This is a genomic window from Agrobacterium sp. SUL3, from assembly GCF_001263295.1.
Classification (GTDB): Bacteria; Pseudomonadota; Alphaproteobacteria; order Rhizobiales; family Rhizobiaceae; genus Agrobacterium; species Agrobacterium tomkonis.
The window spans coordinates 41,603-54,918 of the sequence record NZ_KQ414516.1 but is presented as its reverse complement, the minus strand read 5'-3'; the positions used below and the strand labels follow the sequence as shown (position 1 = coordinate 54,918).

Annotated in this window: 11 protein-coding genes; 4 read left to right on the top strand and 7 right to left on the bottom strand. The window is 55.6% G+C overall.

Going from position 1 to position 13,316, the window contains the following annotated elements; translation table 11 throughout:
- Positions 1 to 50 precede the first annotated feature (50 nt).
- Both AKG12_RS24120 and AKG12_RS24115 read right to left on the bottom strand, forming a co-directional pair.
- On the bottom strand, positions 51 to 1,196 hold the full coding sequence (locus AKG12_RS24120) for an ROK family transcriptional regulator (RefSeq protein ID WP_052820741.1): 1,146 nt from the start codon (positions 1,194 to 1,196) through the stop codon (positions 51 to 53).
- Between the two features lie 335 nt (positions 1,197 to 1,531).
- Entirely contained in the window at positions 1,532 to 1,960 is a 429-nt protein-coding gene (locus tag AKG12_RS24115; RefSeq protein ID WP_052820781.1) for a MarR family winged helix-turn-helix transcriptional regulator, read from the bottom strand.
- A 144-nt stretch (positions 1,961 to 2,104) separates the two neighbouring features.
- Here AKG12_RS24115 and hmgA point away from each other — a divergent pair, with 144 nt between their 5' ends.
- From hmgA to AKG12_RS24095, 4 genes are all read left to right on the top strand, one after another.
- Positions 2,105 to 3,484 carry a homogentisate 1,2-dioxygenase gene (gene hmgA / locus AKG12_RS24110; RefSeq protein WP_052820740.1) on the top strand — a complete coding sequence of 460 codons (1,380 nt, stop codon included), beginning with the start codon at positions 2,105 to 2,107 and terminating at the stop codon, positions 3,482 to 3,484.
- Positions 3,485 to 3,550: 66 nt separating this feature from the next.
- Positions 3,551 to 4,759: a fumarylacetoacetase gene (gene fahA, locus AKG12_RS24105; RefSeq protein WP_052820739.1), complete on the top strand. Its 1,209-nt coding sequence runs from the start codon at positions 3,551 to 3,553 to the stop codon at positions 4,757 to 4,759.
- Positions 4,756 to 5,385, top strand: a complete 630-nt coding sequence (gene maiA / locus AKG12_RS29675; protein WP_080823930.1) for a maleylacetoacetate isomerase — start codon at positions 4,756 to 4,758, stop codon at positions 5,383 to 5,385. Before fahA ends, maiA begins: the two co-directional genes overlap by 4 nt.
- Before the next feature lie 332 nt (positions 5,386 to 5,717).
- Positions 5,718 to 6,557: a helix-turn-helix transcriptional regulator gene (locus tag AKG12_RS24095; RefSeq protein WP_052820737.1), complete on the top strand. Its 840-nt coding sequence runs from the start codon at positions 5,718 to 5,720 to the stop codon at positions 6,555 to 6,557.
- 396 nt (positions 6,558 to 6,953) lie between these two features.
- Here AKG12_RS24095 and AKG12_RS24090 read toward each other — a convergent pair whose 3' ends face one another.
- The 5 genes from AKG12_RS24090 to AKG12_RS24070 all read right to left on the bottom strand — a co-directional run bounded on the left by AKG12_RS24090 (position 6,954) and on the right by AKG12_RS24070 (position 13,306).
- Entirely contained in the window at positions 6,954 to 8,147 is a 1,194-nt protein-coding gene (locus tag AKG12_RS24090; RefSeq protein ID WP_052820736.1) for an amino acid aminotransferase, read from the bottom strand.
- 181 nt (positions 8,148 to 8,328) lie between these two features.
- Positions 8,329 to 9,996: a thiamine pyrophosphate-dependent enzyme gene (locus tag AKG12_RS24085; RefSeq protein WP_052820780.1), complete on the bottom strand. Its 1,668-nt coding sequence runs from the start codon at positions 9,994 to 9,996 to the stop codon at positions 8,329 to 8,331.
- 114 nt (positions 9,997 to 10,110) lie between these two features.
- On the bottom strand, positions 10,111 to 11,556 hold the full coding sequence (locus AKG12_RS24080) for an aldehyde dehydrogenase family protein (RefSeq protein ID WP_197283348.1): 1,446 nt from the start codon (positions 11,554 to 11,556) through the stop codon (positions 10,111 to 10,113).
- A 123-nt stretch (positions 11,557 to 11,679) separates the two neighbouring features.
- Entirely contained in the window at positions 11,680 to 12,993 is a 1,314-nt protein-coding gene (locus tag AKG12_RS24075; protein ID WP_052820734.1) for a flavin monoamine oxidase family protein, read from the bottom strand.
- Positions 12,977 to 13,306: a hypothetical protein gene (locus AKG12_RS24070; protein ID WP_052820733.1), complete on the bottom strand. Its 330-nt coding sequence runs from the start codon at positions 13,304 to 13,306 to the stop codon at positions 12,977 to 12,979. Before AKG12_RS24070 ends, AKG12_RS24075 begins: the two co-directional genes overlap by 17 nt.
- Between the last annotated feature and the right edge of the window lie 10 nt (positions 13,307 to 13,316).

Below are 13,316 nucleotides of genomic sequence, written 5' to 3'. Positions count from 1 at the left end.
AATCCCCCGAAACGAGCGGCGAAGGTGTCACAAGCACCTTCGCCGCTTTGTTATGCGGGAAAGGCAGGCGTCGTCATCTCGAAATTGAACAGGCCTTGCGTCGCCAGAGCCGCCGCACCGCTGCTCCAGAAATTATCTCTCTCATCCGGCACGAGTGCAGGCGGTGGCGTGAAGCAGTTGAGCTCAAGCGCCTTTCGCATCGGGTTGAACAGCAGATCGCCGAAACTCACCGCTTCACCGCCGACAATGATGATTTCCGGATCGACGACAGCGACCATGCGCGCGAGATGAAGGCCAATGCCTTCGCCAGCCTCCTGCAGAATGTCCCTGGCAATTGAATCGCCTTGCAACGCGGCTTCCTTCATCGCGTAACGGTTCACGGCCAGGTCCTTGTCCAGACCCATTGCCTTACGCCAGCGTTCGACGATCGCGGGCTCGGAGTAAAAGGCCTGAAGACAGCCATGGCGCCCGCATTCGCACAGGGGTCCGTCAATCATATGCATCGAATGCCCGATCTTGCCCGCATCCCCGTGCGCGCCACGCTGCACCTTACCGTCCACCACCGTCGCGCAACCAATCCCGACCCCGATGGCCACCGCCGTAAAGACCCGGTGCTGCCGCCCAAGACCGAAAAGATGCTGCGCCAGCGCGAAGGCCAACGTGTCATCCTCCATCCAGACGGGTACATTCACACGCTCCTGTAACATGCTGGCAAACGGCACATTTTCCCAGAAAAAGCGATGGCTTTTGATGCAGATTCCCCTCTCCGCATCGATTGTGCCCGGCATGGAAAAGCCTACTCCGGTCAGCAGCCCGGCCCCTTCCGGCGCCAGCCGCTGCAATCGTGTCACCGCTTTTTCCGCCGCATCCAGAACCGATTGCGGGGAAGGATCCTTGAACTCGATAGTAAGGGACGAGAGCGTTGCAGTGGATAGATCGGTAAGTACGCATTCCAGACTGCCAACATTCATTTTGATGCCGATGGCGAGATGGCCGGCATAGTTGATCTCGAGCGGAATGGGCCTACGCCCTCCACCGCCTGGTATCGTCTTGCCTTCGATGAGATAACCTTCCGAGATCAGATCACTGACGACGAAGGTCACCGCCGCCGGGCTCAAACCTGTCGCGGCCGCAATATCCGCCCGGCTAAGCTGCTCTTCACGCCTGATGAGATTGAGGATTAGACGACGGTTCATCGCCCGAGTGGTTTGTTGATCGATTTTCACGTCGCTGTATGCCTTGGCTTTTCCGTAAGCAGACAGGCTTGAGGTCAACCTGTCTACCACCTTGTTCGCTCAGGATAGCGATCAATGGGCTCTGCGGAAAGCTAGGCAAGTCGATTGGTGCACTTGGTTGATTATAAAACTGGCTCAGCTCTCCTGCATCGAGCAGATCCTGCGACCTTGGCTATTTGCGCAATGGGTTCGGCGATGCAGGTTGGGGTCGACAATAAGGGCAGAGATCACATGGCCTGTGTCCGTTGGCCGACCTTGTTCTCGGGCCGGTGATTTCTAACGGATGTCGTTTGCCTTCACGTTTGGGGACTTTCGCCAAGCAGCGTCAGCGCTCGCTTGAAAGAATCTGCATCGGCACCCAATTCGTTCAGGAGCGTAGCCTGAAAGTCGGCCGCTATGCGCCCAAGGCGTTGCATCAGTTGTTTTCCCGATGGCGTGAGTTCAAGTGCAACGAGCCTCTGGTCCTGGACCGAAACGGTTTTCATCAGATAACCCGACCGCGCCAAGCTATCAGCGGCGCGGCTAACAACAGACTTTTCCAGATTCACCTTCCCGACAATATCGCGGACACTGACGGGTCCTGATCCATTCAGGTGCGCCAGAACGCGCCACTCAGGTACCGACAAGCCGGCTTCGGCTTTATAGAGCGCGGCGAAACGTCGGCTCACTTGCGCAGCCGCAACATTAAGACGGTAGGGTAGGAAATCGTTCAGCTGAAAGGTCATTGGCGTCCCCGTGATGTGCGAAGCATACATAATCGTTGCGAAGACAACAATCTTGCTCGATCTGGTATTTTTGCATTGACATCGTTGCTGGCGCAACGTTTATTCGTTGCATGAGCAACGAGTTTTAGGGGTGTGCCCGTGGATATGCGCGATTTGAGTGAGACTACAATCCGGTCCGGCTCCAAAACAGGCACTGCCGAGGGCTATATGCCGGGGTTCGGTAACGACTTCGAGACGGAGGCGCTGCCCGGCGCATTGCCTCAGGGCCAGAATTCGCCACAGAAATGCAATTACGGGCTTTACGCCGAGCAACTGTCGGGCACCGCATTCACCGCTCCCCGCGGGCAGAACGAACGCACTTGGTGCTACCGCATACGACCTTCGGTCCATCACACCGGCCGCTTCAAGCCCATCGACGTACCGTATTGGAAAACAGCGCCAAACATCCTGCCGCATGATCCGAACCGGCAGAACATTATGAGTTTGGGCCAATATCGCTGGGATCCAATTCCGTTACCAACGGCAGATCAGGATCTGAACTGGGTCACAGGCATGCGGACCATAACGACCGCTGGGGACGTAAACATTCAGGTAGGCATGGCCAGTCATGTTTATCTCGTAACTCGCTCGATGAAAGAGGAGTATTTTTACTCTGCCGACAGCGAAATGCTGATTGTTCCGCAAGAAGGACGGCTTCGTTTCTGCACGGAGCTTGGTGTGATCGAGTTAGAGCCGAAGGAAATCGCGATCATTCCGCGAGGTCTCGTTTATCGTGTTGAAGTTGTTGATGGCCCATGCCGAGGGTTTGTCTGCGAGAACTACGGCCAGAAATTTGACCTACCGAACCGGGGGCCGATCGGGGCGAACTGCCTGGCCAATCCGCGCGATTTCAAATGCCCGGTCGCCGCTTTTGAAGACCGGGAAGTGCAAAGTCGCGTTGTCGTGAAATGGTGCGGCCAATTCCATGAAACCTGGATCGGACACTCCCCTCTGGATGTTGTGGCATGGCATGGTAACTACTGCGCATACAAGTATGATCTGCGCACCTATTCACCCGTAGGAGCGATCTTGTTCGATCATCCTGACCCGTCCATTTTTACCGTTCTAACCGCGCCGTCTGGGCAAGAAGGAACAGCCAACATCGATTTCGTACTTTTCCGCGAACGATGGATGGTAGCCGAGCATAGCTTCCGGCCCCCATGGTACCACAAGAACATAATGTCTGAGCTGATGGGAAATATTTATGGCGTCTACGATGCCAAACCCGACGGCTTTGCTCCTGGCGGCATCAGTCTGCATAACTGCATGCTTCCGCATGGACCGGACAAGAACGCTTTCGAAGGTGCCTCAAACATGGAACTCAAGCCGGAAAAGCTCGAAAATACCATGTCCTTCATGTTCGAGACCCGTTTCCCTCAACATCTGACCGAGTTCGCCGCCAAGGAGGCTCCGATGCAGGAGGAGTACATTGAGGTGTGGAACAAGCTCGAGAAAAAATTTGATGGTACGCCTGGGCTGAAATGATCTCTCAGATCGGCGGGGCCTTGCTGCCAGACAGACATATCCAGTGACTTCGATGGGACACAGAGCATGACAAAGCTGCTGAGAAGCAGGATCGCATCGGCCAATGAAGCGGATTGCGAGTTTCCGATACAAAACCTCCCCTACGGTGTGTTTTCCGTCGGCGCGCAAAAGCCACGATGCGGTGTGGCTATCGGGAATGCAATTCTGGACCTGGCGGCATGCGAAGAACGGGGATTGTTGAATGCCAACGGGACGTTCATCAAGCCATACCTCAACGACTTTATCGAGCTGGGTCGAGCAAAATGGCGGGAAGTTCGCTCAAGACTGACTGACTTGCTTCGAGAAGAAGCAACGGAGGAGCTTCCCCTGATATCGATGAACGACGCAACTTTGCATCTGCCCATCAGAGTCACTGAATTCACCGATTTCTATGCCTCAAAAAACCATGCGTTCAATGTCGGCGTCCTATTCCGTGGACCGGAAAATGCCCTGCCTCCCCAATGGACGCATATGCCAATCGGCTACAATGGGCGTGCCTCATCAGTTGTCGTGTCCGGCACGCCAATTCGACGTCCTATGGGACAGGTCAAGGGGGAGGACGGCCCCGAATGGGTCGCATGTCGCCGCCTCGATCTTGAGCTGGAGCTCGGCGCCATCGTCGGAGCCACTTCCGCCCTGGGTGACCGTGTCAGCGTTGATCAGGCCGATGACATGATCTTCGGCTACGTTCTGCTGAATGACTGGTCTGCACGAGATATTCAAGCCTGGGAGTATCAACCGCTCGGGCCCTTCCAATCCAAAGCACTTGGTACGACTATCGGAGCGTGGATCGTGACACAGGCAGCGCTCGAGCCATTTCGAAGCATGGGGGCTGAACGCACCAATGCGCTGCTTCCTTACCTTCAGGAAGAGCGACCTGGATTGTATGATCTCACGATTGGCTGGATGATGAATGGTCAGCGAATGGGACAGACCAACTACAATCAAATGTATTATTCAAGCGCTCAACAGCTTGCACATCACACTGCTTCAGGCTGCCCCATGCGTATCGGTGATCTCCTGGGCTCTGGTACGATCTCAGGTCCGGCACAGGATCAAACGGGGGCGCTCCTTGAGATGACAAGGGGCGGAAATGAGCCGGTCATTGTAAACGGTGAGGCTCGGACCTTCATCCTGGATGGCGATGTGATCGATCTGTACGCGTATGGACAAGCCGATGGCTATCGGATTGGCTTTGGCCCCTGCGCGGGCCGCATCCTGCCGGCGCAACCATGACAACCGTCCTATATGACTATTGGCGCTCTTCAGCTTCCTATCGAGTTCGAATAGCGCTCGCACTCAAAGGAATCTCCTATACCCGTGTTTCCGTGGACCTCGTGAAAGGTGAACAGAACAGCGGAAGCTTCAAAGAGCTCAATCCCCAGGGTCTGGTTCCTGTCTTGAGCATCGACGGCGTCGTACTCAGTCAATCACTGGCGATAATCGAGTATCTTGACGAGATGCACCCTAACCCGCCGTTGCTGCCCGATTGTCCTCGCGGACGAGCCCATGTTCGTGCTCTTGCCCTTGCGATCGCTTGCGAGACGCATCCAACCTCCAACCTGAAGGTGCTCCAACGCGTCGAAAATATCGCTGGCGCTGAAGCTCGAGCGACCTGGAACCGCGAAAATATTTCCGCCGGTCTCGAAGCATTCGAGGAACTTCTCAATCACCCGAACTTTCTCGGCCGCTTCTGCTACGGCTCTACTCCAGGAGTCGCGGACTGCGTTCTGATACCACAGCTATATAACGCCACCCGGTGGGGCGTAGGTTACACGCATCTTTCCCGGATCACTGCCGTCTCCAAGGCGACGACGGATCTGGCGGCATTCCAGGAGGCATCTCCGGAAGTCAATCGATAACGGATCGGCTAATTTCAAATACGTTAGCCAGGTTGATTTCAAGTCAACCGGCAGTGACCCGAAAGCAGAAAAACACACATGAGCAAAGTCTGTGCGGCACCAGAGTATCCTAAACAAGTGCAAAGACGATTTGCCTGTGCTAGCGTGGGGTTTCGTATGTCCAGCTGCGGTCTGGCGGATTTTTGTACTTTGTAATCTAAAAAACGAGCTTGGGGCAAGGAACCTTTATCTATCGCTCGGTGCATTTTCTGCGCGCTAATAGCAGATTGAAGCGGATGCAATCACCCTTAATTGTGATAGGCGAATGAAATAATTGGAGCTATCGTATCGAGATGATTGAAAAATCGCTACCATATGAGCCTGGAGTGCGCGCGCCGCGCTTTCCCATCCAGGTGGCGGAGTTCGACGGGCGAGCCGCGCCTCGATCAGTGCACGCGTTTCTGCCCAAGTTGGTGGACGCCTGCGGACTTCCGTCATTCGAAGGCCTCGTTGCCCAAGTCGCAAAACAAGCTCTCGATTGCGATCATGTAACCGGCTTTTCATTTCAGATCGACGAACCGCCAGTGGTTGTTTGCATGTCTTCAGTCGATGAGCACAACCCGGTTCGTCGAGTGAGCGGGCCTTACGTCGCGACGCACTGGTGCAACGATCCCACCAATCTTTTTCTTTTCGAAAAGTTTAAGCGCGACAATGTTTATTTGATTTTCATGTCGGAGGATCAAGTCCCGGATGAGCGCTACCGGCACGATTGCTTCACTTCTACAGGGGTCAAACACCGGGTCTCGCTTCTAAAGTGGCACGAACGGGGAATAATCAAGTTGAGCTTCCACAGGACGGAAAGAGCGGGACCCTTTTCTGCCGACGCTATGAACGAGATCGTTCCCTGGGCCGAGGTGTTGGCGTCCCTTCTCATCAAACACGACCTCGTTCGCCCCAGCCCAAGGAGCGGAGTCGAAGCCGCCGAGCGTTACAAACTTTCGATTGGCATATATTGCCCGGAATTGACGGCCCGGGAACGGGAGGTGTGTGGACTAATCGCAGTAGGGTTAAGTTCCGAAGCAATCGCGCTGACCCTCAACGTGAGTGTAAACACCGTCCTGACCTTCAGACGCCGCGCTTACACAAAGCTGTCGATCTCGAGCCAAAATGAGTTAATGCGTATCCTTTTGTAACTTCCCTGAAGGGGGCGGCTGACCAGCGAACGCTGGTATGTTTCAATATCTGTGTCGGTCTGTTTTGTTGTGCTAGAGGAGTTCTCAGTGGTTACGCTGTTACGCTCCACCGGGCTGAATAATTCAGTGAACTTAGAACTTTGTCAGTCGTAGCAATTCGATGCCTGTCAGACAGTGAGCGCCGCGATTTCTCCTGAACAGCAATTATCTTGAACGTGATGGGAGCAAACCGGCCAATACCGCGGCGGGCAAGAGGAACGTTTTTCGGGCTCTCCATTTGGCGGCGAGCGGATCTTTCCCGTTGTCGGCACGATTGCCCATCACCAAGCGCCGGCTGATATCGTGGCGGCAGGCGCGAACCGAAAGCGCGCCAGCCGCCACATCCTAAGTGGGCGATCAGTTCCGGATAGAATCGATTAAGGCATCTGCCACCTGGTGAATAGCCGGTCCTGACATACCAGCCAGGTTAATCCTTCCATTATCCGGCATGTAGATTGCGTGTTTTTCCTGCAGATGTTCAACGACACCTTTCGATAACGGCAGAAGCGAAAACATACCGTTCTGCCCTTGGATGAAGTCAAATCGACCGTCGCCCAATCGGCTCCGGAGTTCCTCGGAAAATGAACGTCGCGTCTCCTTTACCTGGGTCCTCATCATTTCAAGCTCCTGTTCCCATATAGCTTTCAATGGCGCATCCCTGAGGATCTCAGCAACAACTGCTGCGCCGTGATGCGGTGGCATGGAATACATGCCTCGAGCCACAAGCACGAGGCTGTCAACCGCTAGACGCGTTGCGGCCGCGCCTTCGCTCATCACCACCGCGCAACCGACCCGATCACGATATACGCCAAAGTTCTTTGAAAACGAGTAGGCAAGAAGGAGCTCAGGGAGTTTCTTCGCCAGGATTCGAACTGCGATTGCATCTTCGTTGAGGCCTGCGCCGAACCCCTGGTAAGCGATATCGAGGAGCGGAACCAGATTGCGCTCCAGCAGAATATCCGCCAAATCGTGCCATTCTTTTTCACTTAGGTCCGCGCCTGTCGGATTTTGGCAGCAACCGTGAAGCAAAACCACGTCCCCTGATTTTGCGCCTTTCAAGTCGCTTTCGAGACTTTCGAAGTCCGCCAAGCCATTTGTACGGTCATAGTGTCTGTAGGTTTTCCACCTGAGACCGGCGGCAGAAACGATCGTGAAATGAGGCGCCCATGTCTCTTCACTGATCCAGACTGTTGTATCCGGTTTCGCGAGCTTGATCAGTTCTGCGAGCAGTCTCACCGCAGCCGCCCCGCCGGGAGTTTGCAGAGCGGCGAAACGCTGGGTTTCCAGACTGGGTCCGAACACCAGCCTCATGCACTCCTCATTGAGTGGCGCATAACCACTCAGGCCTTCATAGGCCTTGCTGGTTTCACCTTGCAAGACAACTGATTGGGCCTCACGGACCGCTTTCAGAACGGGTGTTTTTCCATTTATGTCTTTGAACACCCCGACGCCCAGATCGAGTTTCCGGGGTCTGGGGTCAGCTCTAAATTTTGTGGATAGCTGAAAGACCGGGTCGGGCGCGGATGGCTTAAGGGCCTGGAAAAGTGACATTTCGGAACTCCACTAGGAATAGGCGTTGAGAACTGGGAAGCCTGGGGGTCTGGTGCTCAGGAAAGCGAACACTGTTTCATTCGCTCACCAACGTTGGTCCACACCGACTATCGGAAGATCGAAGTCCCAACGCGATTTCGGCGTTGCAGAACCGGATCGACCTGCCGAAACAAACGGTTCTTCAGCCCCGTATCCGGGGCATCAGGATCATGTCCCAAATGCTTGGTACCTCTCCGCAAGGAACGTGGATCAACGCAGGATCCCCGGACGAAAAGGCGGCCTTGATCCGAGCTTCCAGCTCCTCGGGTGACTGAGCAAGAAATCCTGCCATGCCGAACGAGTCAGCCAGCTGAACGAAATCGGGACTCGTCAGATCGCACGCGATGTGCCGGCCGCCAAACATGTCGCGCTGGATGCGCTTGACGTTTCCGAACATCGAATTGTCAAATACAACCGCCACGACGGGTAACTTGTGGTGAACGGCGGTCGCGAGTTCTCCGACCTGGTACAGGAATCCCCCATCCCCAGCGATGGATAGCACGGGCCTGCCCGGATTTGCCGCCTGAGCGCCAAGAGCAGTCCCATAGCCCCATCCGAGATTGTCCTGAAACCCGGCCGACAGAAATGTTCGCGGAGAATAGACCGGAAAAGCCAGTCGGCTGGCGAACCCCATTTGGGTCACTTCGTCGACAAATATGCCATCGTCCGGAAGAGCTCTACGAATCGCTTCAAGGTACGATTTTTGCGGCTCAAGCCTTCTGTACTTCTCCTCGAACCAGGCTCTATGCTCGAAGAGGTCGTTCGACCAATCCGCTTTTTCCATATCATCAGTCTCAAGCGCCGCAACCAGCGCCGCGGTGTAAGACTTCGCGTCGCCCACCATCGAAACCGCCGGCTCTTTGAACCGCCCCGGAGCCGCGGGATCCGTGTCGATACGAATTACCCTGATATTTTCATCCAAGCCCCACTGCTTTTCCTGGACGAACAGCCGCGTCCCGATGCCGATAACGACGTCTACCTTCGGCCACATGCGATGCCCAATTGGCATATTGATCGCCAATGGATGATCTGTTGGGATCACGCCGCGTCCGCGTCGATAGGACAAGACAGGAGCACCGAGCAACTCTGCCAACCGGGTTACCTCGCCCGACGCGTCCAATGCACCGCCGCCGACCACGATCATCGGATGACGCGACCGCAGAGCGATGGCAGCAGCTGCCCGGACCTGATGCAGGTCGATCTCCTGGGGTATCCGATCAGCGACCGGCTCCATTTTCACATCGCCGCGCTTGGCCCACACATCGAAGCCGCATTCGATGTAAGCAGGTCCGGCTTTTCCCGAACGCATTGCGGCGAATGCATCGTTAACTGCCCTTGGTCCTTCGGCAGGTGACGTGATCTGGCGCGCGAATTTATTAACATGGCTTGCAAAACCGATCTGGTCGCGCATCTCGTGGAGGTGACCATGTCCTTTATCGATATCTGCATGAGGAATCTGGCTTCCAATCGTCAGCACCGGCGCGCACATCGCTTCGGCAGTCAGCATTGCCGCCGACGAGTTTGCGACACCGGGGCCTGGAACAACCGAACTCACATGTGGTCTTCCTGTGGAAATCGTCGCGCCGAGAGCCATGTAACCGCAGGTCTGCTCGTGCCTTGGATGAATGACGCGGATACCGGTGGTGGAGCGATAAAGCGCGTCAAAAAGCGGATCGCTCTGAAGGCCTGGCAGGCCAAAGACAATGTCGGCGCCGTTGGCGGCCAAAGCTGCTACAACGGCATCCGCAGTAGACGTTTCTACGACTGGCTGTTCCGATTGAATGGAGTCGGGTTTGGAAAGTGAGTTCATTTTAGATGCCATCAGCCTAAAGTTGATCTTATGAAAACCACTAAAGAAGGAGTTGGCGGCTTTACATCCCAATCCATTGTGACCGGACCGCCAAATCCTCGCTGCAGATCCCGATTAGTAAAAGAAATTCAGGGTTTTTTCCGTGGTATGGGAGAGAATGCCAGCTTCGCCCAGTTCCCTTCCTACTCCACTCTTCCCCCCGCCTCCCCAGCCTGTCCGAGGATCTGGAGTTCCGCCCCCGTTTACCCAGACGGTACCAACCTTCAGTCCGTGGGCGAGTTGATGCGCATGTTTGACGTTTCCGGTCCAAACATTCGCTGAAAGCCCGTAGTCCGAGCTATTGGCCAGCAGAAGTGCTTCCTCTGGCGTGTCGAAGGGGATAATTGTTGCGACCGGGCCGAAAATCTCTTCACGCGCGATCGTGGCATCGTTCGATACGTTGTCGAAAACCGTGGGCTGGACAAAAAAGCCTGGGCGCTCGAGCTTTTCGCCGCCAGCCAGGACCCTCGCTCCCTCGGACTTCCCGAGCGCGATATAGCGCATTACCGAGTCAAGCTGCTTCCTGCTGACGAGAGATCCCATAGTCGTGCTCGGGTCGAGCGGATCACCAAGCTTCCGACTCCTGGCTTCGTGCGCCAGCAGTTCTGCCACCCGGTCCTGAATTGATCTGTGGACAAGAATACGGGAGCCGGCAGCACATATTTGGCCCTGGTTCGAGAACACGCCAAGGGCAATTCCAGGAACGGCACCTTCGATGTCGGCATCGGACATAACGATCTGAGCGCTTTTTCCACCTAGCTCCAAGGTGGTGGGGCGAAACAGCGGAGCGCACCAGATCGCGATCTGGGAGCCAACCTGCGGGCTTCCCGTAAAGCTGACCTTGTCCACCCGTGGATGGGTTACAAGATGCTGCCCGACTTGATCCCCTCTGCCGGGAACGATGTTAACGACACCATCCGGGTAACCGGCTTCGAGGACCAGTCTCCCAAGGTGGAGCACCGCCAACGAGGCGTCTTCGGCGGGCTTCAAGACACATGTACAGCCGGTAGCCAGAATCGGCCCCAGTTTCCATGTTGCGATCATGGTTGGAGCATTCCAGGGAAGGATGGCGGCAACAACCCCGATCGGCTCTCGAACAACAACAGTCGTAAGCTGCCGCCCGAAATGATCCGGCCCTGGGATTTGTTTGCCATTCACTCTTTCCGCGAATGCTGCATAGGTGCGAAGGCAAGCGACGGCAGATGGTATATCGACATTTCTCGGCTCGCTTATTGGCCGCCCGATTTCCACGGCCTCAAGGTGTGCCAGAATTTCGGTGTCACGTTCAACCAGCTCCGCGAGGCGATAAAGGAGCCGCGCTCTCTCCCAACCGCTTGTTTTCGACCATGGTCCCACGAGAGCTTCCGACGCAGCCAGAACCGCCGTGTCGATATCCTCCTTGGTCCCGCTGGCTACCTGCGCGAGATCTTTCTCATCGGCCGGTGAAATGGATACAAAGGTGGAGCCTCCGCGGGCATCCATCCACTTTCCTCCGGCCAGAATTCTGGTTTCAAAGTCCACGACTTTCCTCCCGTTATGACTAAGGCGCTTGGGCAAATGCCTGTTAGCGTCAAACGAGAGTAGGGTTATGCTTGCTGTTGTGAAATCATCTGGGATTGTGACGGACGGACGGGATCCGTTGACCTAGTTTTTGATAATCGAGAGGATTCGATCGGCGGCCGCCTCACCGGCCCGCACCGCCCCCTCCATTGAACCCCAACCCTGCTCGGCGACTTCCGTCCCCGCAAAGAAAATGTTTTCAATTGGCTTTGCCAGTTCAGAGCGGCTATTTACCGGATATCGAGGCGGGAGAGGCGATCCGCACCCACTCGACAATGGATCCGAGCCCCACGATTTCGTGGCAAAATCGATAACAGGACAAGGCAAGTATCCAAAATACCTCTCAAGATCCTTCAAGGCGCGAGCCTTGGTCTCATGTTGGGAAATCCGGGGGCCACCAGCGACGCCATTCTCAAAGAGCAGGAGAGTTCCCTCCCGTTCGCCAGGTCTGCTTGCATTCATGACAATGGTATTCCCCATTTCCCCCTCGGCAAAGCCACTCAGACCAATGCTCTTCCACCACTGCCGTTCAAACACAACGAATGACTTTGTCGCCGCCTGCTGGGTCCACCCGGAGATAAGCCGGTGGCGCCGTTCGGGAAGCGCCGGCGAAAATGACATGCGGTTCAATACCGTGGGGCTTACCGCGAGCACCGCAAATGAGGCGGTTACGGTACCGCGCGTCGTCTGCAATTCGACACCTTTCTGGTGCCGATTGACCGCATGGATCATGGTATTGAGCGTGATCGAGTTTGGATCAAGACCGGCTGCAAGCTTCGCCGCGACAGCGCTTCCGCCGCCCACTATCCTTTCACTGGATTGATCGTGCGATTGGCCGGCCGCGGCGTGATAACTTACCGTTGCGGCCATCGAGACTGCGAATGGGTCAGTGCCGGAAAGCTCGAACACGAGGTCATGGGCAAAACGGGTTTGCTGTAACGCATCCACGTCTTGCATGCCGAGCCATGTGCCAACGCTGCACTCCTCAAGCCCTTTTTCCACTACTCCCTTTTTGAAATCGGCCTTTAGCTGGTCAAATCGCCTCTTCAGGCGGAGTAATCCCGGGTCAATATAGTCATGATGTTCGGTCCATCTGATACCGTTCCGGAATATCGACCTATGGCCGCGTCTCTCGACCGTCAGTAACCCAAGCCCGAACTCTCTTATGAGCGACCTCATCCGTTCATGTCCGGGTTTAACAAACTCTGGTCCACCCTCGAACGATCGCCCCTCCTCGCTTTTAATGGTTTCCGTTTTGCCGCCGATCCGATCTCGCGCGTCGATACCAAGGGTGGAAACTCCAGCTGCGGACATCATGCGCAACGCGGACAATCCGGATAAGCCAAGGCCAACGATTACGACATCAACGTGCCGATTTGACTCAGGAAAGAGTTGCATCATCATCGGCACGGTGAAGGTGAGCCATCAACATCGAACCGCCCTCGATAACCCAGCCCTTTTGGGCCGCGTGTTCAACCATTGCGTCGAACGCTTGGCGACCCGCCTCGTCGTCTTGTAGCGCCCGCAACCATTTTACGGAAAGAGCAGCATGACCCGCCGGCTGTGACAGGAGCTTACCAGCGTCTGCGGCCTCCAGGGTCGCATCGACTGATGACAACGGCGTTCCGACAGCCACCCTCACCGACAGCTTCTTATAGTCATCTTTCTCGAGAAGACTTATCGCTCCCTCAGAAGCAATTTTGACAAACACATTCGTTCTC

Bases quoted from the DNA above. Each gene is read 5' to 3' on its own strand.
- AKG12_RS24120 (WP_052820741.1), bottom strand. From the start codon at position 1,196: ATGAACCGTCGTCTAATCCTCAATCTCATCAGGCGTGAAGAGCAGCTT.
- fahA (WP_052820739.1), top strand. From the start codon at position 3,551: ATGACAAAGCTGCTGAGAAGCAGGATCGCATCGGCCAATGAAGCGGAT.
- AKG12_RS24085 (WP_052820780.1), bottom strand. From the start codon at position 9,996: ATGAACTCACTTTCCAAACCCGACTCCATTCAATCGGAACAGCCAGTC.
- hmgA (WP_052820740.1), top strand. From the start codon at position 2,105: ATGCGCGATTTGAGTGAGACTACAATCCGGTCCGGCTCCAAAACAGGC.
- AKG12_RS24095 (WP_052820737.1), top strand. From the start codon at position 5,718: ATGATTGAAAAATCGCTACCATATGAGCCTGGAGTGCGCGCGCCGCGC.
- maiA (WP_080823930.1), top strand. From the start codon at position 4,756: ATGACAACCGTCCTATATGACTATTGGCGCTCTTCAGCTTCCTATCGA.
- AKG12_RS24075 (WP_052820734.1), bottom strand. From the start codon at position 12,993: ATGCAACTCTTTCCTGAGTCAAATCGGCACGTTGATGTCGTAATCGTT.
- AKG12_RS24115 (WP_052820781.1), bottom strand. From the start codon at position 1,960: ATGACCTTTCAGCTGAACGATTTCCTACCCTACCGTCTTAATGTTGCG.
- AKG12_RS24090 (WP_052820736.1), bottom strand. From the start codon at position 8,147: ATGTCACTTTTCCAGGCCCTTAAGCCATCCGCGCCCGACCCGGTCTTT.